Here is a 26,626-nt window from a genome sequence, read left to right as displayed (position 1 = left end):
CACGAGGTGCAAACGAAATTAGCGCGATTACCCCGCTTTCGTGGGGATTCCAATTACAAAGGAGACATCCAATGGCACTCACTCGTCGTGCATGGATTGCAGGCGCCGCCGGGACCGTGGCATCGAGCATCCTTCTGCCGCGTTTCGCGAACGCCGCCGAATTCACTTACAAGTTCGCGAACAACCTTCCTCTCAATCACCCCGTCAATATCCGCGCCAAACAAGCCGCGGACAAAATTCGCGAGGAGACCGCGGGGCGTGTCGACATAAAGATCTTCGCCAATTCCGCGCTCGGCACCGACCCGGACGTATTGAGCCAGGTTCGCGCCGGTGGTGTGGAGTTCTTCTTAATGGGCGGCCTTCTGCTCGCCTCCCTTGTGCCGATTGCGAGCATAGACGGCATCCCCTATGCCTTTCCCGACTATCCGGCCGTCTGGCGAGCAGTCGACGGCAAGCTCGGTCAGACCGTTCGATCGGAAATCGCGAAGTTCAATTTGATCGCGATGGAACGGCAATGGGATAACGGCTTTCACCAGATCACCACGCGATCGAAGCCGATCCATGCGCCCGACGATATGCCCGGCTTGAAGATTCGCACGGGCCCCAGCGCGCTGCAGGTCCAGATGTGTACGGCCTGTCACGGGTCGGCGATATGGAGCCATTCCGGGGTCGGCGTAAAGGCGCCACCTGAGGGGCGGCGTATAGGCGCCAGCCCTGGGTCGGCGTAATGGCGCCGGCTCCGGGTCGGCGTAAAGGAGCCACTGCAGGGTCGGCGCATAGGCGCCAGTAGCACTGGAGTAAAGGCGCGGTTCGAACTTTCCAAGTCGGTACGCTCCGTTCTTTTTGAACGGAGCGTCCATGGCCAATCGGAGGTTCGAATTGTTTGAGTATCGCCAAGTCCTTGTCCGTATGCGGCAAGGCGACTCCGACCGCGACATCGCGCGCGGCGGATTGATGGGGCGCAAGAAGCTCACCAGCGTGCGCCGCGAAGCCCAAGCGCGAGGTTGGCTTGATCCCACGCAACCATTGCCGGACGATACGGTGATTGCAGGGGTCTTTGGCCGCACGCCGCATCTGCCGAGTACCTGCGTGTCGACGGTGGAGCCGTTTCGCGAGCAGATTCGCGGCTGGCTTGCCGCCGACGTTCAGGGCACTACGATCCACGCCGCGCTTCGACGCGACCACGGCTACACCGGCAGCTACAGCGCCGTGAAGCGCATGGTGCGTCACCTTGCCGCCGAGCGCGGCGTGACCGCCACGACGATCCTCGAGTTCGCGCTGGGCGACGCGGTGCAGGTCGACTTCGGCGCCGGTCCCGTGCTGAGCGTCGAGGGCATCGATGTGCGCACATGGATCTTCGTTATGACGCTGTGCTGGTCGCGCCACCAGTACGCCGAGATCGTGCTGGACCAGACCGTCGAGACATGGCTGGCCTGCCACCGGCGCGCCTTCGAATGGTTCGGGGGTCGCCCCGGGCGAGTCATTATCGATAACGCGAAGTGCGCGATCATCCGCGCCTGCCGGTACGATCCGGCCGTGCAACGCTCCTACGCCGCGCTTGCCGAGGCCTACGGCTTCAAGATCGACGCCTGCCCGCCCCGCGATCCCCAGAAGAAGGGGGTCGTCGAGTCGGGCGTCAAATACGTCAAGAAGTCCTTCGTGCCGCTGCGCGAGTTCCGGGATCTGGCCGACGCCAACCGGCAGCTTCGCGAATGGGTTATGCAGGAAGCCGGCACGCGTACGCACGGCACGACCCACGAGCAGCCGCTCGCGCGCTTCGCGATCGAGAAGCCACTGCTCGCGGCGTTGCCAGACGTGCCGCCAGTGATCTCCGTCTGGAAGGAAGTCAGCGTCCACCGCGATGGTCACGTCGTCTATCGTAACGCGTTGTACTCGGTGCCGTACGCACTGGTCAGCAAGGCCCTCTGGCTGAAGGCTACCGACACGGTCATCCAGTTGTACCACCAGCACCAGCTCGTCGCGACCCATCCGCGGCAACGAGCCGGCGGTCGCCATACGGTACGGGACCACCAACCGCCCGAGGCCCAAGCCTGGCTCGAACATGATCCGCAGTGGTGCCTGGCCCGTGCGAAGGAGATCGGGCCGTCGTGCCACGGCGTGATCCTCGCACTGTTCAACGACACGGTGCTCGTGAACCTGCGTGGCGCGCAGGGCCTCATCCGGCTGCGCGAGAAGGTCGGTGACGTCAGGCTCGAAGCAGCCTGCGAACGCGCGCTCGCCTTCAGCAGCCCGAAGTACCGCACCGTCAAGGGGATCCTCGACAAGGGTCTGGACGGCCAAGCCACAACGCGTCCTGCCGCGACGCCGGGCGGCACCTACCAGGACGGCGGCCGCTTCGGCCGTGACCTTCAATCCCTGCTGATCCACTGAATCCATGAATCCGAGCCCCGAACTGAATTCCATCCTCAAGCAGCTTCGCCTGTCCGGCATCCTCGACTCGCTCGAACAGCGCAACCGCGAAGCCATCGACGGGCAGCTCGCCTACACCGAGTTCCTCGCGATGCTGCTGCACGACGAGGTTGCCCGTCGTGAGAACCGCAAGCTCGCCATCCGCCTCTCGCGTGCCGGCTTCGCCATCGGCAAGACGCTCGAGTCGTTCGACTTCGACCTGCTGCCGGCACTGAATCGTGCCTACGTCTACGATCTCGCGACCGGCCGCTACCTCGACGAGAAGGTCTCGATCCTGATCGCCGGGCAAACGGGTACGGGCAAGAGCCATCTGGCGCAGGCGCTGGGCCACTGCGCAGCTCGCCAGGGACGGGATGTGCTGTTCATCTCGCAGACGGAGCTGTTCAAGCGGCTGAACGCCGCTCGGGCGACTGGCACTTACGAACGCCGGTTCCAGCAGTTTGCCAAGGTGCCGTTGCTGATCGTCGACGACTTCGCGCTCAAACCCTTACATACTCCGCAGGACGAGGACTTCCATGACCTCGTGGATGCCCGTTACGAGCGCGCGGCGACGATCCTCACATCGAATCTGCACTTCGACGAATGGGGCGCAGCGTTCCCCGACAACCGCATCCTTGGCACGGCAACCCTAGACCGGTTACGCCACGGCGCCTACCGGCTCGTGCTTGAAGGCGACAGCAGGCGCGCACCGAAACCTATGCCTGATCCACCCCAAAATACAGTTGCCAAAAGCGGCAAAAAACCGCAACCTTGAAACCGTTCGAACCCGCGCTTTAACCACCGTTCTACTGGCGCCATTACGGCGACCATCCCCGGCTCCATTACGCCGCCCCCTGACACGGCCCTCGGCACCTCTCCGACGAGCTTGAGTTTTAACGAGCTGTATACGGCGCTTCAAACCGGCCTGGTCGACGGCCAGCTCAATGCATTGGTATTGGTCAAAGCAGCCAAGCTCTACGAGGTGCAATCGTACTGCGCACTGACCAATCACATGTGGAGCGGCTTTTGGTTTTTGGCGAATAAGGCCGCATGGGAGCGGCTGCCGGAAAACCTGCGCAACGTGATTGCCACTCATATCAACGCTGCGGCCGTGCAGCAGCGGGACGATGTCGTGCTGTCCAATAAGACGCTGCAGCAAGACCTGACCACGCTCGGCCTCAAATTCACCAACCCAGACCCCGCGCCATTTCGCGCGCGGCTCGCGAAGGCAGGGTTCTATCGTGCGTGGAGGGAAAAGCTTAGCGCTCCTGCCTGGAATGTCTTGGAGAGCTACGCCGGCAAACTAGCATGAAAGCTCGATAGCCTGACAGCAGTCCTCGAACGCAACGTTCATGAGCGGAGCGACCGGATATGCGCGGCCGCTCCCGGGGCACTCAGGCCCCTGCGCCTTGCCTATGCAGGCGGCAGAACCGGCGCCTCTTTCACTTTCCCATAGGCCATCACCCTGTCAAATGGCGAGCACCGCTTCGCGGACACTCGACCGCGGATCGTCGACTGTACCGGTCCGTTCGCCGAACATCATGGTCGCGCGCCGGGTCAGGTCGTAAGGTGACCACTCAAGCCCTTGAGTTGAAGGAGTTCCTGTGCGAGCAAAGGCAGTCCACGCACCGATCATCTGCTTGCTCACCACGCTCCAATGATTCTCGGGATCCGCCGCGGATCTGACCGCATCGGTGTCCGTCCCGTCCCAGGCCGTGGGATAGTGCTGCACGCCAAATACGAATGGAACGTCAATGGCATGTGGCGCCCATTTCCCGCCGTAACAGGGCGTTTCCCATGTGCATTCGTACATGTAGACGGGCGCGCCGCCCGCACGTGCGAGCATCTCCGCTTGCAGCACCGCGCGCTTCCAGAAGCCGATATCCGTCGAAATCCTTACCAGTAATTCCCGGTCGTTAAGGCCAGGCATCTTTTGGCGGTAGAGAGAAATGAGGGGACGTACCTGCTGCTCGTCCGCCTTCCCTAGCACCGGAAACTTCGCGATTCTCTTGGCCAGTACACCGTCATCAGGGATTGGCTTAAACAGTTCCTGATCAATGAATAAGACTGATTCGTGAGTGTTCGTTCCCACGACGATGGGTATGTCCTTCGACAATTCCGGCGCATGACCGTCCCACAGGTGGGGCGGGATAACGATTCCATCCGCAACTGGTCCGTGGGTCAACAGTCCGCCGGGGAGCTCCGCATTTGTCAGCAGCTGCTTGTACCAATCGAGCAGCGCGTTAGTGCTCAGACGTTGCAGCGCTCGCACGTCGCCACGACGTATGGCTAGCGCAGAATACATCTTGTCGGTGACTTCCGTTGCCTCGTTCGGATCCTTCTGGCGGAGCAGCGACCCGCTCTGAATGATCGCTTTATGAAACAACCCTTTGGCGGCCGGCATGCCCAGCAACGCGGTGATCTTGCCGCCGCCGCCCGATTCGCCAAAGAGCGTTACGTTGTCCGGATCTCCCCCGAACGCGGCGATGTTTTGCTGGACCCATTTCAGCGCAGCAACGATATCGAGGTGGCCGGCGTTTCCCGATGTCGCAAACTCATGGCCGGCGTAATCGCCAAGGAACGTGTAGCCGAAGACGTTGAGCCGGTGGTTAATCCCCACGGTCACCACGTTCCCCAATCGAGCGAGGTTCTCGCATTTATAGAGGGGCGACGATGCGGCCCCGAAAATGTAAGCCCCACCATGAAGCCACACCATCACCGGCAGGCGCGATTGCGCGTTTGCCCCTTCGGGGGCGAACACGTTAAGCGCCAGGCAGTCCTCGCTCGATGGGCTGCTATCGAGCCATGCCGGATAGTCCAGGTTGACTTGCGGGCACTTGTTACCCAGCACCAATGCGTCGCGCACACCCGTCCACGGAACGACAGGTTGGGGCGGCAGGAATCGGTTAGCCCCGGCGGTCGAGGCGCCATAGTGGACGCCTTTGAACTCGGCGACACCGCGGCTCACTCGGCCCCGAATCTTCCCGTTCGTGGTCGTAACAGTACGGAACTCCGTGTGGGTTGCCGCGACGCTCAACCCGGGTACTGCCATCGCGACACCGGCTGCCGCGATCGCGCCACCCACCTGCAAAAACTCGCGGCGGGTAAGGGCGCCGCTCCGGCGATCATCCTCGGCATTCTTCCGATGCTGGTCTGTCATTGCGTTGTCCTTTTTCTATGTTTTTGCGCCGCTCACTTTGATGAGAAAACGATTCAGCCATCGCATTGGAAGCGGCCTGCGACACTCGGGCCTCCGCCCCGCCTGGTCGTCAGCACGGAGCGGAGCGCCACGTCATTTGAGAATGCCTGCCTGCGAGAAAAGCACCGGTTTTCCGCCGTTCGCGACGCTCACCGCGGTAAGCGGCTCGCGCGCCGTTCGCTGAGTGCCGTGAAAGGTTTTGCCATCGTCATGGCTCTCCAGCACAACGCCATCCAACGCGGAGGCGAAGACAGTGCCGTTAGGCCCTGCGGAAAAATCGGTGACGGAACTTTTGAAATCGACCGTCGAATGGGTCCAGGTCGTCGCGCCGTCATCGCTTCGATAAATATTTCCCCGCAGTCCTCCAACGAGGACGGCGCCGTCCGGCAGAACTAGGCCAGCCCACAGTGAGCCCTCATAGCCTGTCTGGACATACGACCACGTTGCACCACCGTCGGTGGATCGGAGAATGAGCCCCTGCTCGCAGGACACGTAGACCCGGTCCTTGTCGTCTCCGAAAACGGAGAAAAAATTGCGATCGGCCTTCTTGGCGCCGGGCGGGACCGGAGCTTTGATCACTTCCCAACTCAAGCCGCCGTCCTTCGTTTGGAGCATCAACGACCACAAGCCCACAGCCCACCCGTTTTGACGGTCCTTAAAATAGACGCTGAAAAGAGGTTGGTCAACCGAGAGATCCTTTCGCTGGAGCGCCCACTGCTCGCCGCCATCGGAGGTGTGAATGATCACCCCTCCGTGGCCGACCGCCCAGCCATTGTCGCGATCGACGAACGACACGGCCGTGAGTGTCGTGTCGACTGGCACCGCTCGGGCCTGTCGAAACGACGCTCCGTTGTCATCGGACAGTACGATAACGCCGTGGTCGCCGACGGCAACGATGCGCCCCGATGATGTCCGAGCTGAGCCGAGCATCTGCGTGGTCTGAAGCGAGCGGCTAGGCTCGGCAGCATGGATTTGAATTTCCGCCTTGCCTTTAATGGGTGGCAAGTCGTGCTGGGCGGCCAAAGCGAAGCCGCTGGCCATGAGAGCGAAAAAGCCTACGGCGACAGTCTTAATTTTCAATTTACTAATCATTTCTCGCCTCCTGTCAGTGGCCGACGACACTAGGGGCACGGACCGGCTTGCGACGCGGAAAAATCCGTTCGAGGACCACGGCCAAAGCTGGCAGCGCAGTCATCGCCATAATGAGGTTAACAATGAACATGAACGCCAATAGCTTGCCCATATCCGCCTGGAATTTGAGGCTTGAGAAACTCCACGTGGCCACACCGATCGCGAGCGTGATGGCGGTAAAGATCGTCGCCATCCCCACTTCGAGGATCGCGTGCTCGAGCGCATCGACGATGTTTTCTCCCTCGGACAGGTGTGACTGAAGACGGTTGTAGATGTAAAACGCGTAATCGACGCCAATCCCCACCGCCAGCACCATCACCGGCAGCGTCGCCACCGTGAGGCCAATCTGAAACTCCTTCATGAACCAATATCCGATAAACGTACCGACGGTGAGAGGCAGGCAGCACGCCACCACCGCCCGCAAGTCCCGATACACGAAGAAGACGAGAAGGATAATCGCGGCGTACACATAGAGCATCATCGGCAGCTCACTTTTGGCAACTTCGTCGTCAATCGCAGCCAGTACGCCCGCGTTGCCCGCGGCTAAGCGAATCCGCACTCCCGGCGTCGCATGTGTGTCACGGAATTGCTTCACTGCGTCGATCACACGATTGATCGTTGCGGCCTTGTGATCGGAGAGATAGAGATGGATTGCGGTCATGCTGCAATCCTGGTTGAGGTATCCCCGCACCCGCCCGATTTCCGAACTGAGACTGGCATAGTTTCCCGCATCGATCGGAATCACGCTCATCTTCGGATTGCCCTCGTTGTACCCTTGGCTATACGACCGAACCATGCCGGGATATGACGCGATCGAAACGATACCGGGCACGGTTTGCAGCGCGTAAGTCAGCTTATCGTCGAACATGCCGACGCCTGGGGTTTCACATGAATTCTCCGGCGCCTCGACGACGACAGAAAGCCAATCGAGACCCATGTCGAAGTTGTTGGCGATGGAGACCGCATCGCGGTTGAACCGAGAATCGGGCCGCAACTCGGGAGCACCGGGCTGAAGCGTCCCGACGACACGATCACGGCTTTCCCAAACAGAAGCGGAGAACACCCCCGCGAGGATCAGCAGAGTGCAGATTGCGTTGCGCGGCTCCGCGACGCGGGAAAGGACTCTCAACCAATTCGAGCGCTGCTCGCGCCGCTTCATCATCGAGTCGGCATAGCTCTGATCGAAGTCGAAATACGAGGCCGCCAGCGGCAACATCACAAGGTTGGTCAAGATTTTGTAGCCGACGCCCAGCGCCGCCGTGATGGCCAATTCACGGATCATCGGAATCGGGATCAGCAGCAGCGTGACGAAAGAAACGAACGCCGTGACCAGCGCCAACGTGCCGGGGATAAGCAGACCGCTGAAGCTTGTTCGCGCAGCCTGCATGGACGTCCTTCCATGCGCGAGTTCGCGGGTGATGTAGTTGATCTGCTGAACGCCGTGCGACACGCCAATTGCGAAGACCAGGAATGGGACCAGTACGCCCAATGGATCAAGCCCGAATCCCAATAGCCTCAACGAGCCAAATTGCCACACCAGCGAGCTCAGCGAACAGGCAATCGGCAAAATAGTGAAGCGAATCGAATGGCAATACCAGTAGACGGCAAGACCCGTCAGCAGCAAGGCGATCGCGCAAAAAACCAGCACCGACTTCGCGCCATCGGCGATGTCGCCGATTTGCTTGGCGAAGCCGATGATTTGAACCTCGTAATTCGAGTTCTCGAACGGCTTACGGATGCTGCGTTCGAGAAGGTGATTGAAAGCGATGTAGTCCAGCTTCTTCCCGTCAGCACCAATCTCACTGAGCTCCGCAGTAATCATCGCCGCCTTGCCATCACGTGAGACCAGCGAACCAACGAATCCGCCCTCGACCGTTGAGCGGTGGACCTGCGATATGATCTGCGGCGTCAAACCTTCGGGAGTGACCGTTCCAGGTATCAACGGTTGGGACCGAAACCCCTCCTCCGTAATTTCATTGACAAAGCTATTCGGCGTCCACAGCGACTGCACACCCAGCCGGTCAACGCTGGGCAGGTAAACCACAGCTTGCGTCAGCGCAGCCAACTGCGAGAGTCCCTCTTTCGTCCAAATCGTGCCGTTACGTACGCGCAACACAACGGTAAGACGATTCGCGGAAAAAAGATTCGCGCGGTATTTATTTAGGGTGCTTACGTACTCGTGTCCCACGGGTATCTGCTTTTCGAAGCCGGCGTCCATTCTTAGCTGAGCAGCAAAAAACGCCATAACTGCCGTAAAGAGCAGGAATGCCCCCAAGACTAATCCACGGCGCCGAAACAGCCAGTCTTCAATTCGTTTGATGCGTCGACCTAACACGTACGTTCTCCTAAGACGGGCCTTTCACAATCGAAGGCCCGTAACATCCTTTCAGACCTTACCAGTTCCGCGTGACAAACAGCCCCACAAAATTTCGGTCTGCGTAAGGTTGACTGATCGAATTCCCGCCAAAAAACATCGTATAGTTAAGCCCAGCTTGCCAAATCGTCGGATTTTGGTTAAATAATACGTACAAGTTAACGGACTTTGCCCCTTGCTCGTAGTTTGCTGACATACTCGGCGTATTTCCCGTTAACGCAGCAGAGAATGTGACGCCCGGAGTGACCTGCCATCCATGAATTAAGGTACCGTCATATGTCCAGTTGAAATCGAGCGTTATCCCCGTCGAAAGCGCCGTACCCTTTCCGGTCACGATTGGGTACCCCAGATTCGAATTGGTCAGCCACGTGCCGTACCCGGCAGCCGGAAGCTGGTATGCAGGGACGCCGTTCACCGTGCGGTAAAATTTCGAATCCGAACTGAGGCCCGGATAGTCGATTGCAGTGAATTCGGCGGTAAAGACGGCCATGTCCGCGCCCAGATACCGGAGGAACGGGTACGACGACTTCGTGAGGTTCAATTGGCCGTTGATATCAAACTGGAATTTCTTCATGTCGGAGTACGAATTGCATGTTCCAGCGACACCGTTTGTATTGGCATCGGCTGGACCACCGACCCCGTAGCATCCCGTGAGTGCTACAGCATCACGCGGACGATAGGAAAGCTCGCTACCGATCGCCCAGTCTCCCAGCGAGAAATTCGTACTTAGCCCGAAGAGCTGACGATTCCGCAAATATGAGAATTGCTCCGTGCCGTTTGCCAAAGTGGAGAGAACCGGTGTTTTGTCCGTATAGTTCTCGTAATAGAACGCGAACGTCGCATCGATGAAGCTCGGTCGATATCCGATCTTCACGCCATACTGTGGCGTACTGCTCGGCAGATTGTTGCTGAAAGGAACCCCGATTGGGTTAGTCGGAAGATTCGTATATGCACCATTGACAAGGTTTGCATTGGTCGCACCCAGTGTGCCATTGCTAATATGGTTTCCGCCTGCGATGGTCGCACCGTCAATGCCGCCCACATTGAAGTTGTTACCGCTAATGGACGCTGGCTGCGCCCCACGCCCGAACACGTCAGAAGCCGACCAGAAACCACCAACGGGCGGATACCGATTCCCGACCCACTGCCACTGATAATAGGCTTCCGTCGAGAATCCCCCGGGAAGACTGCTTGCGAAGCTGACCATTGGCGCGGGCAACAGCGCCTGCTTTAGCTGCGTACCGGGAACAAGTAACTTCTGGACATCTAGGCCATTGGTTGCGTTGATACCACCGGATGCAAAATAGCTTTCACCCCAATTGATGACCTGATTGCCAACACGCACATGCGCCCGCTGATCTCCAATTTGGAAGTCTTTTTGTGCCCAGAGATCGAGCAGTTGCACGTTCCGGACGAGTTGGTTATACGCGCCCGGAGATAGATCGGTTCGCTGTGTATGCGCGGCGGCGAAATCATACATTCCGGTGCCGCGGATCATGAACTTGTATCCCTCCGATGGCATCGTCAGAAGCAGTTCGGACGTTAGACTTAGGTAGGCACTGGTGGGCTGATACTTACGATAGTTGAGATCGCCGTCGTCACCATTCGACCACAGGGCAGTATTCGCGCCACCGCCGCAATTGGCGGCATTTGGGTCTCCTGTCAACGAACAGCTAGGGTTTTTGGTTCTCACCGAAATCCCGCCTGTGACATTGGTATTCCACTGGCCTGTCAAGTCCCCGAATCCGGTGCTGAACGAATAGGCAGCCGCCTGCCCGCTTGACAAAACGGTGAATACAGTTGGGATAACTAATGTTAATACTTTTCTCTTCACGTTCATCTCCCCTGCCTGTGGTCTATTACGATTTCCTCGATGCCGAGGTGCTGCCTTCTCGCTGAGCACCCTTCCGAACTGATTCGTTTAACACAAGAGCATTTTCACCTTCTGCCCATACATTTCGACCGCATTCATAGCTCGTTTCATCGTTCTATGGCCAGATATTTGCGGTCGCTAAGAAGCTCGGCCCAGGAAAGCGTGGATTGCGCGCCTCCCTGGAAGCCTCAGCAATTATCGATTCATTGTGCGCTGACAGCCTGCAAGTTCTCTCCAGTAAAGAATCCGTCTGTCAGACGTCGATCGTCTTTTGCATCTCGGATATTCTTGAAGTCCTTGCCGGTGCCGACAACCGTCATGTCGATGACGTATCTACCGTTGACCAAGTCGTTTTGAACAAAGCCGTTCAGGTTGCACGCCCCGAGATCCCACTGCGGCGTAATGGCGTTCTCCTTGGCTTTCCAGACCTTGCCTTGGGCATCGTAGTCGTCGCCTACGGCGGCAATCCAGCTATCCTCGTCGAGGTAAATCACCTTCTTCGGCGTAGAATGTCGCATACCGCTCTTGACGGTCCCGACAACTTCCCAGACCCGGTGGAGTTCATAACGCCGGAACGCCGGACTGACGAAATGCGGCTTCGCTACGTCAGAAAACTTGGCCCGCACGTTCTGCATGGCGAAGACGTTGTAGGGAATGTAGATTTCCTTTTTGCCTACCAGCTTCCAGTCAAACCGGTCGGGGTTACCGCCGAAGATGCCCGGCGAATCGATCGTGTACTCGTTTTCATACCCCATCATCGGAGCATCGTACGAGTACGCCGGAAGGCGTCGCACCCGCCGCTGACCCGTGAAGTAATAGAACGTGTCCGTGTCCTTGCCGAAGTAATAGCGTTGAATCGTTCCCTGCCCCGCAAGAGCTGCCGGCGTGCTGTAGACGTAGTACGCTCCATACTGGAACCCGCCGTTGTCATTCGGGCTGTGCTTGCCCTTATCTCCCCATGGGAAGTAGCCAACCGCTTCCGAATGAAATTCGATTGACTGGTCGGAGCCGGCCCGCGGGGAAAGATACGTGAAGATGTCCGGGTAGACGGTTCCAGCACCTTGGTAATGCGTCAAGAAGTTCCACATGGCCTGGATGCCGTTTTGCGGCTCGGGGAAAGGTACGCCAGGCAACACGGCGCTTTTCAGAGACCACCCATCGCTCGCGATTGCAGACTTTGTCACTCCTTCCTTCGTGTTTTCTGCCACGTTGTCCGGTACACCACAGTCACGATGTGTCGGATAGACCGGCATCGTATAACCCGGGACTTTCTTGAGTAGCTCGATCTGACCGGCCGTCAATTTGTCAGCGTATTTATCGACGTTCGACGAGTCGATAACGAACAGCGGTTTCTCGTCCTTGTATTTCCAATAGTCCTGGCGATTCTTGCCGTAAGTCCAATTCCCGACTGGTGTGGACTGTCCCTCAAAGGCTGGGATCTGACCATCCTTGCTTCCTGCCTTCTCAGCGCCCGTGACGGTCAGCTCCTGCCCGAGTTTTGAAGCGTCAGCCGCCGTAACCGGCCATGGGTTGGCTGCAAAGAGCGTGAGCGCCGCCAGCGCAAACACCGATTTTTTCATCTTCATCCTACTCTCCTCTTTATGAACTCAGACCTATCGTCAGATGGCTACCGCGATGGACGCGCCATGAACATCGGTCATCACTTGCACAAATGCGCCCGACAATCCTGACCCGTATGGTTTTTAACTGACTAGTTGGTACGTAAACCGCCCAAAAAAAACAGCTCAAAGTTGTTTGGCTGTTCTTACCGGTCGGCTCTCACACTGATCGCGACGCCCATTCGCACCGGGTAATGCCACCTCTACAACATTCCACCGCGACGGGTGATCTCGGCAACCACACCCAGTACCCCGTTACCAAAAATCTATTACAACGAATTTCTTGGTACAAGCTTTTTTTGCCCGCATATCACCAACATCGAACGCGATCCGCTCTGGGCAAGGCATTGCGCGCTGCCAGTGCTTCCCCTAATGTGTTTGGCTCGCGGCGCGGACAAGAGGACCGTCACGATCTTGGGTCGGCGTGCGCCGGTATCTTGAACATCGACACCAGTTTGACGAGCTCTTGCGCTTGATGCCGGAGACCTTGCGTAGCGGCCGCGCTCTGTTCGACCAGCGCGGCATTGCGCTGCGTGTTGTCGTCGATTCCTCGCACGACTGCGTCGAGCTGGGTAACCGCTTTCTCTTGCTCCATACTCGCAACCGAGATCTCGCCAACGATCGAAGCGGCCCGCTGAATTTTCTCCACGATATCGTTCATCGTCGTGCCCGCCTCGTCGGCAAGACCGGTCCCGCGCGTCACCAGATCTTGATTGGTTGCAACGAGCTCTCTAATCTCTTTGGACGCCGACGCAGACCGCTGCGCCAAATTTCGTACCTCTGAGGCGACGACGGCGAACCCTCGGCCGTTCGCTCCCGCGCGCGCGGCCTCTACCGCTGCGTTAAGCGCCAAGATGTTCGTCTGGAAGGCGATCGATTCGATCAATCCGACGATGTCGGTGATCTCCTTCGAACTCTCGCGAATGCGGCGCATGGTCGTCACCACTTGTCCCACTGCATCGCCCCCTTTCGCCGCGGCAATGGCGGCATCGGACGCTAGCGCATTCGCTTCGAATGCGTTCGACGAGTTTTCCTGAATCGTTGCTGCAAACTCCTCCATCGACGCGCTGGCCTCCTCTATCGCAGCCGCCTGCTGAGACGTCCGACCGCTTAGATCCTCGTTGCTCTCGGCAATCTGCGTAGATGAAACAGCGATGCTTTCCGCGTTGTGGCGGACCGTCGACACGATGCGACGCAAGCTCTGCTGCATGGTTGCCATCACCGCCATCACGCTCGATGTATCCCCTTGCGCCAAGGAGACTTGTCCCGTCAGGTCGCCTGCCGAAACGCGCGACGCAATACTTTGAGCTGTCTCGGGCTCCCCGCCCATCGGGCGCAGGACCGAGCGATCGATGCTAAGTGCCAACAACATCGATACAGCCAGTATGCTCAATACGCACATTGCCGCCGCCCACATACGTTGCTTCACCACGCCCGCTAACACCGCCCGCTCAGGGACCGTGACGACAAGCGACCAGGAAGTGCCTGTCTTACCGACTGGAACCGGAATCATCATTCTCAGCACCTTCTCGCCGTCAAACGTGGTTTCGGTCACGAGCCGCCTCCCTGCACGAGCGGCCGCACGTTGTTGGAGGTCGAAACTCTCGCTCACCGAGGGCTTGGCCGCTCCTCGTCCGTCGGCGATCTCCTTCCCTGCTTGCGACACCAAGCTAATAAATCCAGTACCGAAGGGGCGGATCCGCTCAAGTTCCGCCTGCAGCTTCGGGAAGCAGATATCGACACCCGTCACGCCGAGAAACTTTCCGTTCTCGAACATTGGTACCTCGATGAACGACAGCAGGACATCGATTCCCCCGGTACTGTACGTGCTCGGTTCCATGACGATATCGTGCCCCGCGCGCTGAGGCAGCCGGTAGTACTCACCGTCCGCTGTGTCGAGGTCATAGTTGAGCGCGGGCTCGAGCGCAAGTTTTCCCGTGTATCTGCCCCAGGTCGGAACGAAGCGGCCGGCCTTGTCATCGGCTGCCGTCTTTCTCACAAACTCACTATCGCGGCCGTCGAAGGCATTGGGCTCCCAAATCGTCCACACCGCCAGATAATCGGGATTTGCTTCCGCGATGCGCCGCATGAAGTCGACCGCCAATTGGCGGTTGGCGCCGCCTTGCGCGCGATCGGCAGCGAGAAACTCCGCGAGTTGATGGGCCGTGCTGCTTGCGGCGTTCAACTGCGCTTCGATACTTGCCGCAATCGTGTCGGCCAACTGCTCGGTGTACATAAACGCCGAAGCCTTTTGGGCCTCCGTCGACTGCCACGTCAACAACGATATGCTGATCACAAAACCCATCAAGACGGTAAGAACCGTGACCGCCAATAATCGGGTCCGCAGGCTCCACGACGACGGACTGACGAATGTCGTCGCACCAAGATGCGCCCAAATCCCATCCTTCCCCGATGTCACGATATTGCTCACCTTTTAGCGTTCCGCTTTTTTGTAGTGCCAACGACGTATGGCGAGTGCTACCTTTATATTTTGGTGTGGGCACCGACCTGAAGCTGCGGTGAGTGGCACCAAAACCCACGCTCGTTTTCTTGGGCTCTCGGCGTACTCACGATCGATGCCGGCTACTGACAGACACGCACGTCGCCAATCGACGCATGACGAGGCCGGCTATTGCCCGCGTCGGGCCGCGACTGGCCCGCCGCGGTCATCGCACGCGGGTTCCTTTCCGGTGGAAACACCCCGCACCCGCCGTCTCTGTGATAGAAGAAAAATATCGTCAGCGGATTGGCCAACTGCAGTTCCTCCAGGCGCACGAAACGCCGTCCCTGTGCGGTACGCCCGAATCCCGTTAGCCGCGCAGGCCTCGCGGCTGTAGGCGTGAGCCTTTTGTCGACCAGTGAACGTAGGATTTCCGTTCGGCGTCCATCATTGTCATCAGGCGTCAAATACATCCATAAAGCACATCGGACAGCAGTCAAGCATTGCTCAGCGCTTCTGAAATCCGACTACCTCGAAAGGAGGTGGGCGAGCCGCAAAGTTATGTGCGTTTCAGGCACGGCAGGCCGCTCGCTGGCCTCATATCTTTTGGCGGCCGATCGCGGCGTACACCTCCGGCTTCGTCGTCTTTAAGCGTCGCGCGTACAGGGACCCTATGATTAGCGTACCGAAGATGAATGCCAGCAACGTCTCGGCGGTCTTCACGTTGCCCGTCAGCACATCCATATTGACCGTTGCAAGATAGCCGACCACAGACAACAAAACGAAGCTGATGAACGGCGCTATCTTGGTTTTGAGAACGCTTGCACCGCTTGGCTTGCGCACGAAAAACATCAATACGGAAAGCGAAGTCAGAATCAAGAGCATAAGGAGCGCATAGCCCCCGACGCCAGTGAGCGCGCCGTACTCGGCGTACGGCTCGACACCGCGCTTGATCTCGAACCCCATGGTTGCGAGCATGAGGACACTCACCATCATCGACGCGCGGTACGGCGATCCGTGGCGCTTATGCACCGCTGCGCATGCGCGCGGGGCCGTACCGTCAATGCCGAGGCAATAGATGTATCGCGACAGGATATTGTGCAACGCCAGCAGACAAGCGAATATGCTGGAGCACAAGAGCACGTTGACAGCCTCGAGACCCGCCTTGCCCAAATACATGCCGATACTGTCGAGTGCTACGGTCGATGGGTCCGCGCTCGCCTTGGCGATTGCAGCGGCGGGCCCGTAGCTGCAGATCAGGAAATAAGACGCCGAGGCAAACAACACCGCCAAAACGATCACCGCAGCGTAGGTCGCGCGGGGAACGGTTACCTCTGGGTTTCGAGCCTCTTCGCGAAAAACGGCCGTCGCCTCGAAACCGGCGAAACTGGTCACGGCAAAAAGCAGACCGAGCCCAAGGGAGCCGGATGTGACCGCACTTGGCGTCAGCCAAACCGGCGAGATTCCGTGCGGCCCCTTAATCAAGGCAACCGCTATCTCCCACACGAATACGAGCACGACTTCACAAATCAGTGCGAGCGTGAGCACTTTTGCGGAGAAGGTGATGCGCAGGTAGCCGAAGACGGCGACGATGGCGAGCAAAATCAGCGAGTACCCCCACCAGACGAGCGGGGAGCTATTGAAAAGATGCTTGAACAATGAGGTGTAGGCCACCCCGGCATACAGATAAATGCCGACCATCATGAAGCCATATGCCAGCATGGCCATCAACGCGGCGCCGAATCCGATAGGACGGCCCAGTCCTGCGGTGATATACGCGTAGAACGCCCCAGCGTTGCGCACGTGCTTCGACATGGTTGTAAAGCCGATCGAAAACAACAACATGAGGCTGCCGGCGATCAAAAACGTCGCGGGCGCGCCCAAGCCATTCCCCATCGACAACATCAGCCCAATAAAGCCGGTGACGACCGTAAGCGGCGCGTTATAAGCGAGCACCGTAAACACAATGTCGAACGTTCCCAGATGCCCTGATAGCGTAACGGGCCGCGCGCCATCCGTCATGCCTTCACCTTCGGAACTCGCCGCCATCCCATTCGCACTGTTACTCAACGTTTCCATACTTCCACCAACTCCTCGATGGTTCGTGGCGGGAAGCTCGGGCAACTCACTGCGAGGCAGTATGCTTCCGTTCATTGCGCCAAGTTTATGTGGCCCGGGTCGCCTCACGCAGCCGCCTATACTAATCAGTCAAATTAGAAGAACGACTGGTATGTCGAAACTTTAGTGCGCCGAGTATTTTGAAACAAGGACTTTGTGCCCGGCTACCGCTACGCGGCTGCGAGAGCCAGGCCCATCAAAGCTTAGCGGCGACATAGGAGTTTCCCCTATGTCGCCGCCTGATGCCTCCGAGCCGTCCTCGTGCCTTTACGCTTGCCTTACGTGCGTATTTCGGCGAACGTGATCAGCGATTTCGGTTGAACGTGATCGGTGGTTCCGAATGATGGTGATCGGCCGTTTCGGTCGAAGGTGATCGCTGATCACCGGTTTCCGAAACGAGCGATCATCTTGCCGAAACGGGTGATCACGTTCCCGGAATGAGTGATCAGCGAACCGAAACAGCTGATCACGCGACCGAAGCGGGATGGCCGCTCCGGCACGGCGGTGGTGTTGCGCATGTGATCAACGACGGGCGTTAGCCTTGTCTCTTTTTAGGGGACAGGTTGATGCCGGCACATCGGATGAGCATGCGCAAACTGAAGGAAGTATTGCGGTTGAAGTGGGCGTGCGGCCTATCGCACCGCCAGATCAGCCGCGCGATCGGCATCAGCGTCGGTGCCATCTCGGCATACGCTGCACGCGCCAGCGCGGCGGGGCTCGACTGGACTGCCGTCGAACCGCTTGCCGATGACGAGCTCGAGATCAGGTTGGATCTGCCGGAAGAAACAGCGGCCCCGACCCGGCGGGTCGAACCGGATTACGCGGCGATGCACCGCGACCTGCGCCGCAAGGGCGTGACGCTGCAGTTGCTCTGGGAGGAGTACGTCGAAGCCCATGCCGACCAGCGCACCTACCGCTATACGCAGTTCTGCCAGCGGTACAAGGACTGGGCCGCGGCACTGAAGCGCTCGATGCGCCAGCAACACCGTGCCGGCGAGAAGCTGTTCGCCGACTTCGCCGGTCAAACCGTGCCGATTCTCGGCCGCGACGGCGGCATCGCGTTCAAGGCCCACGTGTTCGTGGCCGTCCTCGGCGCCTCGAACTACACCTATGCATGTGCGACGCGTTCCGAGGCCATGCCCGACTGGATCGGCAGCCTGATCGACGCGTTGGAATTCTACGGCGGCGTTCCCGAACTGCTGGTGCCCGACAATCCCAAGGCATTGATCGCCAAGGCCGACCGGTACGAACCGGTGCTGGGGAACACCACGCAGGACTTTGTGAACCACTACGCGACCGCCATGTTGCCGGCGCGGCCGCGCAAGCCGCAGGACAAGGCGAAGGTCGAGGTCGGCGTACAGATCGTCGAGTGCTGGATCCTCGCACGGCTGCGCAACCACCGCTTCTACAGTCTGGCCGAGCTGAACAAGGCGATCGGCAAGCTGATTGCCGACCTGAACCGGCGTCCGTTCAAAAAGCTCGAGGGCAACCGCCACGAATGGTTCGAGCGTCTCGACCGGCCAGCGCTACGCCCGCTGCCGGCACGCCGCTACGAGATCGCGACCTTCGTGAAGTGCCGCGTCAACATCGACTACCACGTCGAAGTCGATCACCACTATTACAGCGTCCCGCACAGCCTCGTACGTCAGGAGGTTTACGCGCGCGTCACACGCCACGGCGTCGAGATCCTGCACCGCGGCAAGCGCGTTGCCGCCCACGCCCGCAGTCGACTCCGGAACAAGCATACGACGTTGCCCGAGCACATGCCGGCGGCGCACCGCTCCCACATGGAATGGACGCCTGGGAGATTGCTGAACTGGGGCGCCTCTATCGGTCCCGGTGCCGAGGCGATCGTCAAACACCTGCTGACGAACCGGCCGCACCCCGAGATGGGATACCGCGCGTGCCTCGGACTGCTGTCGCTCTCGCGCAAGTACGGCAAGGAACGACTGGAAGCCGCCTGCCAGCGGGCGCTCGTGATCGGCTCACCGACCCGTCGCTCCGTGCTGTCAATCCTCGAATCTGGCCTGGACCGACAGCCGATGCTCCCGATTCCGCTCACCGAATGGCATTCGCCCGATCACGAGAACGTGCGCGGGCCCGACTATTACCACTGACCCAAGGAGGTCACGATGTTGATGCAGCAAACCCTCACCCAGCTCAAGTCCCTGAAGCTCGACGGCATGGCTCGCGCGTTCGAGGAGCAGGCGGCGCTGACCGCCAGCACCAGCCTGTCGTTCGAAGAGCGCTTCGGCATGGTCGTCGATCGCGAACTCGCCTGGCGCGATACCCGGCGGCTCGAGCGGCTGCTGCAGTCCGCAAAACTCAAGAATCCTCAGGCCTGCATCGAGGACATCGAGTACCGGCAGAGCCGCGGTATCGACAAAAGCGTCGTTGCCGCACTCGCCGGTTGCGACTGGATCCGCAATGCGCAAAACCTCATCCTGACGGGGCCGACCGGCGCGGGCAAGACATGGATCGCCTGCGCGTTTGGTCAGCAGGCCTGCCGACAGGGCTTCTCCGTGATGTACGTCCGCGTTGCGCGGCTGTTCGAGGAATTGAAGATCGCCCACGGCGACGGCAGCTTCACGCGGCGGCTCGCGCAGCTCGCCAAGATGGACGTCCTCCTGCTCGACGACTGGGGCTTGCAGGACCTCGATCAGAGTGCCCGAAACGACCTGCTCGAAGTGCTCGACGATCGCGTCGGCACGCGATCCACGATCATTACCAGCCAGCTACCGCTCGAACACTGGCATGCGTGGCTGCAGGACCCGACGCTCGCCGACCCGATTCTCGATCGGCTCGTCCATCAGGCCCACAAGCTACCGTTGAAGGGTGAATCGATGCGAAAGACCAACGCCAAGCAGTCCTCCGCATCCTGATCGTGATCACCTTCGCTATAATCCATTGACCGCGCAACACCACCTTCCAGACTGATCACGTTCGCCGGAACGGCTGATCACCATCACCGAAATCCGCACCTTACGCGCTCGCTGACATCGATACCCACCTGCGTCGTATTGGCGGTTCCGCCCAAATCCGGCGTGCGCGGCCCCTGCGCAATGCCTTCCTCGATGGCCCGCAAAATAGCATCGTGCGCAGCGCGATATTTGCCCTGCCCTCGCCCGAGAAAGTCGAGCATCATCGCGCCGGTCCAGATCATTCCGAGCGGGTTTGCTATGTTCTTGCCGAAAATGTCGGGCGCCGAGCCATGCACGGGCTCGAACAGCGACGGAAACGTTCTTTCCGGATTCAGGTTCGCCGAGGGCGCGATGCCGATCGTACCGGCGCAAGCCGGCCCGAGATCCGAAAGGATATCGCCGAACAGATTCGACGCGACGACGACGTCGAAGCGCTCCGGCGAGAGAACGAAACGCGCGCAGAGGATATCGATGTGGTATTTGTCCGTCCTCACCTCGGGATAGGTTGCGCTAATCGCGGCAACGCGCTCGTCCCAGAACGGCATGGAGATCGAGATACCGTTCGACTTCGTCGCCGACGTGAGATGCTTCTTCGGGCGACTGTTCGCGAGCTCATAGGCGAACTTCACGATTCTATCGACCCCGTGGCGCGAGAACACAGCCTCTTGGAGAACAACCTCGCGATCGGTTCCGGCAAAGATGTGTCCGCCAACCGAGGAGTACTCTCCTTCCGTGTTTTCACGCACGACGTAGAAGTCGATATCGCTCGGGCTCTTCCCCGCGAGCGGGCACGGTACACCTGGCATGAGCCGCACAGGACGCAAGTTGACATACTGGTCGAATTCGCACCGAAACTTAAGAAGCGAACCCCACAGAGAGATATGGTCCGGAACGATTTCAGGCCAGCCGACCGCACCGAAATAAATTGCCTCGAAACCGCGAAGTTGGTCGAACCAGTCGGCCGGCATCATGTCTCCATGCTCGGCATAGTAATCGCAATTCGCCCAATCGAACGTCTCGAACTCGAGGCGGATTCCATACCTCATTGCGGCGGCCTTGACAACGCGTAGGCCCTCCGGCATCACTTCCTTACCAATCCCATCACCTGCTATTACCGCGATCTTGTGCGTCGTCATGTTACTGTCTGTCGAAAGGGCCTCACGCATGAGGCCCGGAATTTACGCTGATGCCGGTGCGTGCTCGTCAGTCCAGCGCGCAAGGAGAGCCTTCTTATCGACCTTGCCGGTGATGCCGAGCGGCAGTTCGTTGGTCCAATAGATCTGGCTAGGAACCTTGAAATCAGCGAGTCTCGCCTTGCAATAGTCGGTCAACGCCTCCGCCGACACGTGCTTGGCTTCGCGCAAAACCACGTATGCAGCAACGACCTGGCCAAACTTCTCATCCGGGACGCCAATGACCGAAGCGGATTGAACGTCCGGATGCGACGCAATGGTTTCTTCGACTTCCGCAGGCGCGATGTTCGCGCCGCCACGAATGATGATGTCCTTGATTCGGCCCGTGAGGTAGTAGAACCCTTCGTCGTCTCGATAGCCGAGATCTCCGGTTCTCATCAGGCCCTGCTCGAAGGTAGCCGCCGTCAATTCAGGGTTCTTGTAGTAACCACACGTCGTCGAAGGCGCGCGCACCAGCAACTCGCCCACTTCCCCGGGCTTCGCTTCGTTGCCATCGGCATCGACGATCTTGATGATGACGCCTGGCGCGGCTTTCCCGATTGCACTGTCTGGGACCGGCGCGAGATCATTGGCAAATCGACCGAAAACGGGTCGAACTTCCGTCAGCCCGTAGTAGTCATCGATCCTTTTGTTGAACCTGGCCTCGAATCGATTGCGAAGGTCGCGCGACAATGGGGCACCGGCCGACACCAACAGGCGCATAAAGGATAAGTCGATGCGCAAGTCGTTCTGTTCGGCATACTCGAGCATCATGGCAAACATCGTCGGCACGCCGTGGAACACCGTCGCGTTGTGGAACGAGAACGCCTCCAACACTTCGCGCGGGTGAAATCGCCGCATCAGCACGACTTCCGCTCCAGCCTGCAGAGTCATCGAAGATGCAGTCGAAAGACCGTACAGAAACCCGAGAGGTAATGCGACGACCGTGACGTCCGCCGGTGTCATCGCCCACAACTCGATAAGCGATCGATTGCCGCCCACTTCCGCGGCCTGATCGAACGCGACCGCTTTGGGACGCCCGGTGGAACCCGACGTGTACGCGATCTGAAAAATGTGAGTTTGCGCGTCGAGGGTCCGCGATTCGCCAATGGCACCGAGCTCGCCTAGGCCATCGAGAGACGCCAAGCGCGTAGCAGGCACACTCGCAGCAGCTGATTGTGCAACATCCCGCATTTTCTCGTCATGCAACAAGAGCGCGACACCTGCGTGGTCGAGGATGTATGCGACCTCATGCGCCGTCAAGCTGGGATTCACCGAAACGAAGGTCGCGCCGATCTTGCCCATCGCGTAATAGAGCAAGATCACTTCGACGCGATTCTCGCAAAGAGCAGCAACGGTGCTGCCAGGCCCGATGCCAATGTGCTTGAGCCGGTCGGCAAGCGCGCCCACCTGCTGCACGAGTTGCCCGTAGGTCAACACCGCGTCTGCGCTGCGCAGCGCAACGCGTTCACTGTCGCGCTCCGCGTGTGCTTCGATTTCCGCTGTTATCAGGTTGCTATTCATGCCTGCATGACCATCTGGCAAATTTATAAGGCGAAACCGGGCTTGCGTTTCATCATGACCTTCCACTCACCTTCCTGCACCACTTCCCCGCGTTGATTCTCCACCGCGACATGGAAGAACACGATGCCGGCCGTGGGCTTTTTCGTCTCACGCTTGGACGTGACGCGCTGACGCACGTGCAACGTATCTCCAGCCTTCACGGGGCCCTTCATGTCCCAGGTCATGCCCAGGAAAGCGATGGCGGTGCCTTCTTTCAGGCCGAGGCGGAATTCGAGCCCCGTTGCAATCGCAAACACGGCCGGGCCGTGCAACAGGCGCGCACCGAAGACACTATTCTTGGCAAATTCTTCGTCGGTGTGAACCGGATTTTGGTCGCCGGTTACCGCCGTAAACAGCACAATGTCGGCCTCGGTGATTGTGCGGCGCGGCGTCACCCACTCCCGGCCCACTTCCAGATCCTCGTAGTACTTTGCATTCGGGCCAAGCTGATCAGCGATCGGGGCCTCAATCGTAGACATGTTCAATTCCTCACTTCGTTTGATTTGGTTACTTGACGTTCTCGGATAACGCCGCTGCCTTGAACTGCTTCGCCGCTTCTTCCATCGTCATGAAACTGACGCCCTGTCGAGTCCGCATGTGACCGATCAGGCGTTCGAGCATCGCCACCCTTGGACCTCTACCGATGATCTCCGGGTGGCACGTCAACGTGAAAAAACCATCCTCGGCATGTGCCGTGTCGAACTCGCCCCTCCACGCCGCAAAAACATCTTCAGTGGCGCGCAACCCGGCGTTATACGGGCGCGCCGACCAATGAAAGTAGGGGTAGTCATCGAGCTCCCAGGCCACCGGAAGCTCGACGATCGAACTGTCTACGCCAAAGGTGACCTTCTCCTCCGACATCACGTCGCCTCGCCGAGCGAAATACGGCTGGAAATCGTTAGCCATCATGCTGCTGTCGTATTGAAGGCCTGCTTCCTCCAGAAGCACGATGCTGTTATCGCTCAAGTCCCACGCTGGCGAGCGGTATCCGCTCGGCCGCTTGCCGGTCATCGCCTGAAGCTCTTCCAGGCTGCGGCGCAACAGATCGCGTTCCTCGTCGATCGGGAGCCCCACCGGGCTTTCGTGGAGAAGACCATGCGCAGCGATTTCGTGACCGCCGCTTACAATTGCTTCGAGCGCAGCGGGAAAATTGCGTGCCGTATGCGCGGGAATGAAAAACGTTGCCCTGAGTCCTTGGCGAGCAAGCATGGCGAGGATCCGCGGCAGCCCCGCGCGAACACCGTACTCGCCCCGAGACAACGCCGTCGGGGTGGTCTGCTTGAACGTGCTGAACCAGATCGAGAGTGCGTCGAAATCGAACGTCAAGCAAACAGTCGTCATTGGTCTAAATCCTAATCAGAACGCGGTCGACGCCCCATCGATGCTATCGCCCGCAAGAGACATCCCGCGCGAAGCTCGGACCTTCCAGCCCGGCTAATGTTTATGTACTCTACAACATAAAAATTAGACCGGCAAGTCAAAATTCGAGCGATGCTGCGCCTGCAAAGGCCTGAACGACATCATTGGGGAAAACCTCAACGGCGGCGGTGAACAGTTTGCTGGATCGCTTTTTACAAATTGTGCATTCGCCCGGACCATGGCGCGAGTTTCTCGATTTGCGCTGCCGCCGCGAGGATTTGATCTTCCCTTCCGAAGTGCCCGATGAGCTGGACCCCGACCGGCAACCCCGCTGCCGTCCAATAAGACGGAACGCTAGCCGAGGGCTGCCCGGACGCGTTGATGATCGTCAAGAACGCGGTGTACTTCGACACCGTCCGACGAAACGACCAGAAATCCGTGGTCATCGAAAGCTGCCCTAAAGGCGCCGGAAGCTGCGTCAGGGTAGGCGTCAATGCCAGGTCGAAATCCTTCATGCCCCTGGCCATGCGCCGGCCAACGCTGTGGAACGTGTTGATCGCCGCGATGTATTGCGCGGCGCTCAACTCGCTGCCTCGTTTGTAGGCGTCGAAAATGGCGGGCTCGACGCTAGACTTCCAGCTCGTTTCGTCCCGGCCCTTGACCATGCCCGCGATCGACGCGTAGGCATTCGCCATCAATACCGTGACGTGGGCATGAACCAATTCGTCGTAGTCGACGGGCGGCAGCGGCGCATCCACCACCTCGTGGCCTGCGCGCTTTAGCAGCGCCGCTGCGAACTCGACGGCGTCGAGACACTCTTGAGCCACCGGAATATCGTTGAAGGCGGACGTCCATTTCGCAATACGTAGCGGCTTTTCGACATCGCGTCCGAGAAGGTCCACGTAGGATGCGGGCGCGCAAGGCGAGGCGTAAGGAGCCCCCGCCTCGTCGCCTCCGACCGCATCCAGCGCCGCCGCGGTGTCACGTACGCTTTTCGACAGCACGCCCTCGACGGCGAGTCCGCCCCAGCCTTCGCCACGAGACGGACCCATCGGAATCCGTCCACGTGACGGCTTCAATCCGAATACGCCACAACACGACGCGGGAATCCGAATGGATCCGCCCCCGTCGCTGCCGTGCGCAATCGGAACGATTCCGGCGGCCACCGCAGCTGCCGCACCGCCGCTCGATCCGCCCGACGAACGGCTCAGGTCCCAAGGATTCTTAGTAGGGTTCCCGTTCGCAGTGGCTTCCGTTGTCGGCGCCATGCACAGTTCCGGCACCGTCGTGCGAGCAAACGAGAGCAGCCCCGCGTCGTTGAATCGATCGACGAGCGTGGCGTCGTACTTGAACGGGATATCACGGAACAGATTCGATCCGATACTCGTCGGGAATTGCTTCGACGCCAGGGCAGAATCCTTGAGCAAGAACGGTACGGCGCCGAATACGCCCTTAATTTCGGCCGTTTTCGCTCGCGCCCGCGCGCCGTCGAAGTCCGGATAACAAAGCGCATGAATCTTGGGATCGAGCTTGATTGCAAGCTCGATCGCACAATTCATCAACTCTTCGGGCGAAACGGATTTTTCTCTGAGCAGCGCGGCCAAGCCGAGCGCATCGTATTGCATGTACTCTGATAATTTCATTTCTGCCCCATGAAGCCGGCGTACTCGCGGCTGGCCGGCCTGCAAATTAATAGGCGGATGACAGCGTCAGTTGCTCGTGCGACTTATCCCAGTCCGGCACCATAGTCCAGTCATCCGTTAAACATCGATGAAATCGACCACTTGTTCGAGTGACGCGCGGGACCTCCGATAGCCGTTCACCGGATGCGATTCGTCCGGCCAGCCGAACGACACGCCGTAGACAACGTGCTCGTCACCGAGAATTGCAAGCTGTTCACGGATCACGTCCACTCGATACGCGATCGACGCCTGAGGGACCGTGCCGACACCGAGCGCGCATGACGCGAGTACGAACGTGGTCAGATACCCCCCCACAATCCAATATGCCGCGCACGCCGAGCGAAGCGGGCGCCGTAATTAGCGCCAGATGCGGGGCTCCGAAAAAGCGAAAGTTTTCGAGCGCCTGCCGACCTGATTTGGTGCGATCGCCACGCTCGATACCAAGCGAGCCGTAGAGCTGCCGACCGCAATCACGCCTACGCTCCTGAAACACACCGGAGTAACTTGTGATCGGCCGTATGTCCCATACCCGCGCGGCGCCGGTCGCTGCTCGCTCGTACATCGCGTGGCGGAGCCTATCGAGCGCCTGACCGCCGATGGTCCTCGTTCGCCACGGTTGTATGTTGCAGTCGGAGGCGGTCATCTGCGCCGCGGACAAGATGCGCAAGATCGTATCGTGCGCGACAGGGTCGGATGTGAACGCACTGCACGACCGCCGCACGTCGAGAAGCCGCTCCAGCATCTGGAACCGCCGGTGATCTCGGCT

At 59.3% G+C, this 26,626-nt stretch carries 21 protein-coding genes; 6 read left to right on the top strand and 15 right to left on the bottom strand.

The features are described 5' to 3' along the window. Window positions 1-71 precede the first annotated feature (71 nt). The 4 genes from AC1Z3W_RS25300 to dctP all read left to right on the top strand — a co-directional run bounded on the left by AC1Z3W_RS25300 (window position 72) and on the right by dctP (window position 3,721). Window positions 72-728: a TRAP transporter substrate-binding protein gene (locus tag AC1Z3W_RS25300; protein WP_483508684.1), complete on the top strand. Its 657-nt coding sequence runs from the start codon at window positions 72-74 to the stop codon at window positions 726-728. Between the two features lie 151 nt (window positions 729-879). Next, window positions 880-2,391: an IS21 family transposase gene (istA, locus tag AC1Z3W_RS25295; RefSeq protein WP_483509595.1), complete on the top strand. Its 1,512-nt coding sequence runs from the start codon at window positions 880-882 to the stop codon at window positions 2,389-2,391. A 4-nt stretch (window positions 2,392-2,395) separates the two neighbouring features. Beyond that, window positions 2,396-3,184, top strand: a complete 789-nt coding sequence (istB, locus tag AC1Z3W_RS25290; protein ID WP_483508683.1) for an IS21-like element helper ATPase IstB — start codon at window positions 2,396-2,398, stop codon at window positions 3,182-3,184. A 42-nt stretch (window positions 3,185-3,226) separates the two neighbouring features. Further along, the gene (dctP, locus tag AC1Z3W_RS25285) at window positions 3,227-3,721 is read left to right on the top strand and encodes a TRAP transporter substrate-binding protein DctP (protein WP_483509593.1); all 495 of its coding nucleotides are present in this window, start codon (window positions 3,227-3,229) and stop codon (window positions 3,719-3,721) included. Window positions 3,722-3,877: 156 nt separating this feature from the next. Here the strand turns inward: dctP and AC1Z3W_RS25280 are convergent, their stop codons facing one another. The 8 genes from AC1Z3W_RS25280 to AC1Z3W_RS25245 form a co-directional block, all read right to left on the bottom strand. Further along, window positions 3,878-5,569, bottom strand: coding sequence for a carboxylesterase/lipase family protein (locus tag AC1Z3W_RS25280; protein WP_483508682.1), 1,692 nt, complete (start codon window positions 5,567-5,569; stop codon window positions 3,878-3,880). A 132-nt stretch (window positions 5,570-5,701) separates the two neighbouring features. After that, window positions 5,702-6,700, bottom strand: a complete 999-nt coding sequence (locus AC1Z3W_RS25275; protein WP_483508680.1) for a WD40/YVTN/BNR-like repeat-containing protein — start codon at window positions 6,698-6,700, stop codon at window positions 5,702-5,704. A gap of 13 nt (window positions 6,701-6,713) precedes the next feature. After that, on the bottom strand, window positions 6,714-9,074 hold the full coding sequence (locus AC1Z3W_RS25270) for an efflux RND transporter permease subunit (protein WP_483508679.1): 2,361 nt from the start codon (window positions 9,072-9,074) through the stop codon (window positions 6,714-6,716). 58 nt (window positions 9,075-9,132) lie between these two features. Next, on the bottom strand, window positions 9,133-10,953 hold the full coding sequence (locus AC1Z3W_RS25265; protein WP_483508678.1) for a DUF1302 domain-containing protein: 1,821 nt from the start codon (window positions 10,951-10,953) through the stop codon (window positions 9,133-9,135). Between the two features lie 236 nt (window positions 10,954-11,189). Then, the gene (locus AC1Z3W_RS25260) at window positions 11,190-12,572 is read right to left on the bottom strand and encodes a DUF1329 domain-containing protein (protein WP_483508677.1); all 1,383 of its coding nucleotides are present in this window, start codon (window positions 12,570-12,572) and stop codon (window positions 11,190-11,192) included. Between the two features lie 439 nt (window positions 12,573-13,011). Then, window positions 13,012-15,036 carry a methyl-accepting chemotaxis protein gene (locus AC1Z3W_RS25255; protein WP_483508676.1) on the bottom strand — a complete coding sequence of 675 codons (2,025 nt, stop codon included), beginning with the start codon at window positions 15,034-15,036 and terminating at the stop codon, window positions 13,012-13,014. A 606-nt stretch (window positions 15,037-15,642) separates the two neighbouring features. After that, a complete protein-coding gene (locus AC1Z3W_RS25250) occupies window positions 15,643-17,124 on the bottom strand; it encodes an APC family permease (RefSeq protein ID WP_483508674.1) in 1,482 nt (493 codons plus the stop codon). 419 nt (window positions 17,125-17,543) lie between these two features. After that, window positions 17,544-17,681, bottom strand: a complete 138-nt coding sequence (locus AC1Z3W_RS25245) for a hypothetical protein (RefSeq protein ID WP_483508673.1) — start codon at window positions 17,679-17,681, stop codon at window positions 17,544-17,546. Window positions 17,682-17,729: 48 nt separating this feature from the next. Between AC1Z3W_RS25245 and istA (AC1Z3W_RS25240) the strand changes: the two genes are divergently transcribed. Both istA (AC1Z3W_RS25240) and istB (AC1Z3W_RS25235) read left to right on the top strand, forming a co-directional pair. Continuing rightward, a complete protein-coding gene (istA, locus tag AC1Z3W_RS25240) occupies window positions 17,730-19,280 on the top strand; it encodes an IS21 family transposase (protein ID WP_483508672.1) in 1,551 nt (516 codons plus the stop codon). A gap of 15 nt (window positions 19,281-19,295) precedes the next feature. Beyond that, entirely contained in the window at window positions 19,296-20,045 is a 750-nt protein-coding gene (gene istB / locus AC1Z3W_RS25235; protein WP_483508671.1) for an IS21-like element ISBmu3 family helper ATPase IstB, read from the top strand. Between the two features lie 83 nt (window positions 20,046-20,128). Here istB (AC1Z3W_RS25235) and AC1Z3W_RS25230 read toward each other — a convergent pair whose 3' ends face one another. The 7 genes from AC1Z3W_RS25230 to AC1Z3W_RS25200 form a co-directional block, all read right to left on the bottom strand. Beyond that, the gene (locus AC1Z3W_RS25230; protein ID WP_483508670.1) at window positions 20,129-21,220 is read right to left on the bottom strand and encodes a tartrate dehydrogenase; all 1,092 of its coding nucleotides are present in this window, start codon (window positions 21,218-21,220) and stop codon (window positions 20,129-20,131) included. Between the two features lie 42 nt (window positions 21,221-21,262). Then, entirely contained in the window at window positions 21,263-22,780 is a 1,518-nt protein-coding gene (locus tag AC1Z3W_RS25225; RefSeq protein ID WP_483508669.1) for a class I adenylate-forming enzyme family protein, read from the bottom strand. A 23-nt stretch (window positions 22,781-22,803) separates the two neighbouring features. Continuing rightward, window positions 22,804-23,298, bottom strand: a complete 495-nt coding sequence (locus tag AC1Z3W_RS25220) for a MaoC/PaaZ C-terminal domain-containing protein (RefSeq protein ID WP_483508668.1) — start codon at window positions 23,296-23,298, stop codon at window positions 22,804-22,806. A 28-nt stretch (window positions 23,299-23,326) separates the two neighbouring features. Further along, entirely contained in the window at window positions 23,327-24,145 is an 819-nt protein-coding gene (locus AC1Z3W_RS25215; protein WP_483508667.1) for a polysaccharide deacetylase family protein, read from the bottom strand. Window positions 24,146-24,390: 245 nt separating this feature from the next. Beyond that, window positions 24,391-25,821, bottom strand: a complete 1,431-nt coding sequence (locus AC1Z3W_RS25210; RefSeq protein WP_483508666.1) for an amidase — start codon at window positions 25,819-25,821, stop codon at window positions 24,391-24,393. Between the two features lie 117 nt (window positions 25,822-25,938). Next, the gene (locus AC1Z3W_RS25205) at window positions 25,939-26,091 is read right to left on the bottom strand and encodes a hypothetical protein (RefSeq protein WP_483509647.1); all 153 of its coding nucleotides are present in this window, start codon (window positions 26,089-26,091) and stop codon (window positions 25,939-25,941) included. Beyond that, the gene (locus AC1Z3W_RS25200; protein WP_483508665.1) at window positions 26,075-26,602 is read right to left on the bottom strand and encodes a nitroreductase family protein; all 528 of its coding nucleotides are present in this window, start codon (window positions 26,600-26,602) and stop codon (window positions 26,075-26,077) included. The genes AC1Z3W_RS25205 and AC1Z3W_RS25200 overlap by 17 nt, the downstream gene beginning before the upstream one ends. Window positions 26,603-26,626 lie beyond the last annotated feature (24 nt).

Source organism: Burkholderia sp. 10_S31, assembly GCF_056930375.1.
The sequence above is the reverse complement of the archived record's forward strand: the minus strand, read 5'-3'. Positions and strand labels throughout refer to the sequence as shown.

What these genes read in the sequence shown, in the direction of transcription:
- AC1Z3W_RS25245 (WP_483508673.1), bottom strand. Translation starts at nt 17,681, where the DNA reads ATGCGCAACACCACCGCCGTGCCGGAGCGGCCATCCCGCTTCGGTCGC.
- AC1Z3W_RS25250 (WP_483508674.1), bottom strand. Translation starts at nt 17,124, where the DNA reads ATGGAAACGTTGAGTAACAGTGCGAATGGGATGGCGGCGAGTTCCGAA.
- AC1Z3W_RS25265 (WP_483508678.1), bottom strand. Translation starts at nt 10,953, where the DNA reads ATGAACGTGAAGAGAAAAGTATTAACATTAGTTATCCCAACTGTATTC.
- istB (WP_483508683.1), top strand. Translation starts at nt 2,396, where the DNA reads ATGAATCCGAGCCCCGAACTGAATTCCATCCTCAAGCAGCTTCGCCTG.
- AC1Z3W_RS25200 (WP_483508665.1), bottom strand. Translation starts at nt 26,602, where the DNA reads ATGCTGGAGCGGCTTCTCGACGTGCGGCGGTCGTGCAGTGCGTTCACA.
- AC1Z3W_RS25275 (WP_483508680.1), bottom strand. Translation starts at nt 6,700, where the DNA reads ATGATTAGTAAATTGAAAATTAAGACTGTCGCCGTAGGCTTTTTCGCT.
- istB (WP_483508671.1), top strand. Translation starts at nt 19,296, where the DNA reads ATGTTGATGCAGCAAACCCTCACCCAGCTCAAGTCCCTGAAGCTCGAC.
- AC1Z3W_RS25210 (WP_483508666.1), bottom strand. Translation starts at nt 25,821, where the DNA reads ATGAAATTATCAGAGTACATGCAATACGATGCGCTCGGCTTGGCCGCG.
- AC1Z3W_RS25225 (WP_483508669.1), bottom strand. Translation starts at nt 22,780, where the DNA reads ATGAATAGCAACCTGATAACAGCGGAAATCGAAGCACACGCGGAGCGC.
- AC1Z3W_RS25260 (WP_483508677.1), bottom strand. Translation starts at nt 12,572, where the DNA reads ATGAAGATGAAAAAATCGGTGTTTGCGCTGGCGGCGCTCACGCTCTTT.
- AC1Z3W_RS25280 (WP_483508682.1), bottom strand. Translation starts at nt 5,569, where the DNA reads ATGACAGACCAGCATCGGAAGAATGCCGAGGATGATCGCCGGAGCGGC.
- istA (WP_483508672.1), top strand. Translation starts at nt 17,730, where the DNA reads ATGCCGGCACATCGGATGAGCATGCGCAAACTGAAGGAAGTATTGCGG.
- AC1Z3W_RS25230 (WP_483508670.1), bottom strand. Translation starts at nt 21,220, where the DNA reads ATGACGACGCACAAGATCGCGGTAATAGCAGGTGATGGGATTGGTAAG.
- AC1Z3W_RS25300 (WP_483508684.1), top strand. Translation starts at nt 72, where the DNA reads ATGGCACTCACTCGTCGTGCATGGATTGCAGGCGCCGCCGGGACCGTG.
- AC1Z3W_RS25220 (WP_483508668.1), bottom strand. Translation starts at nt 23,298, where the DNA reads ATGTCTACGATTGAGGCCCCGATCGCTGATCAGCTTGGCCCGAATGCA.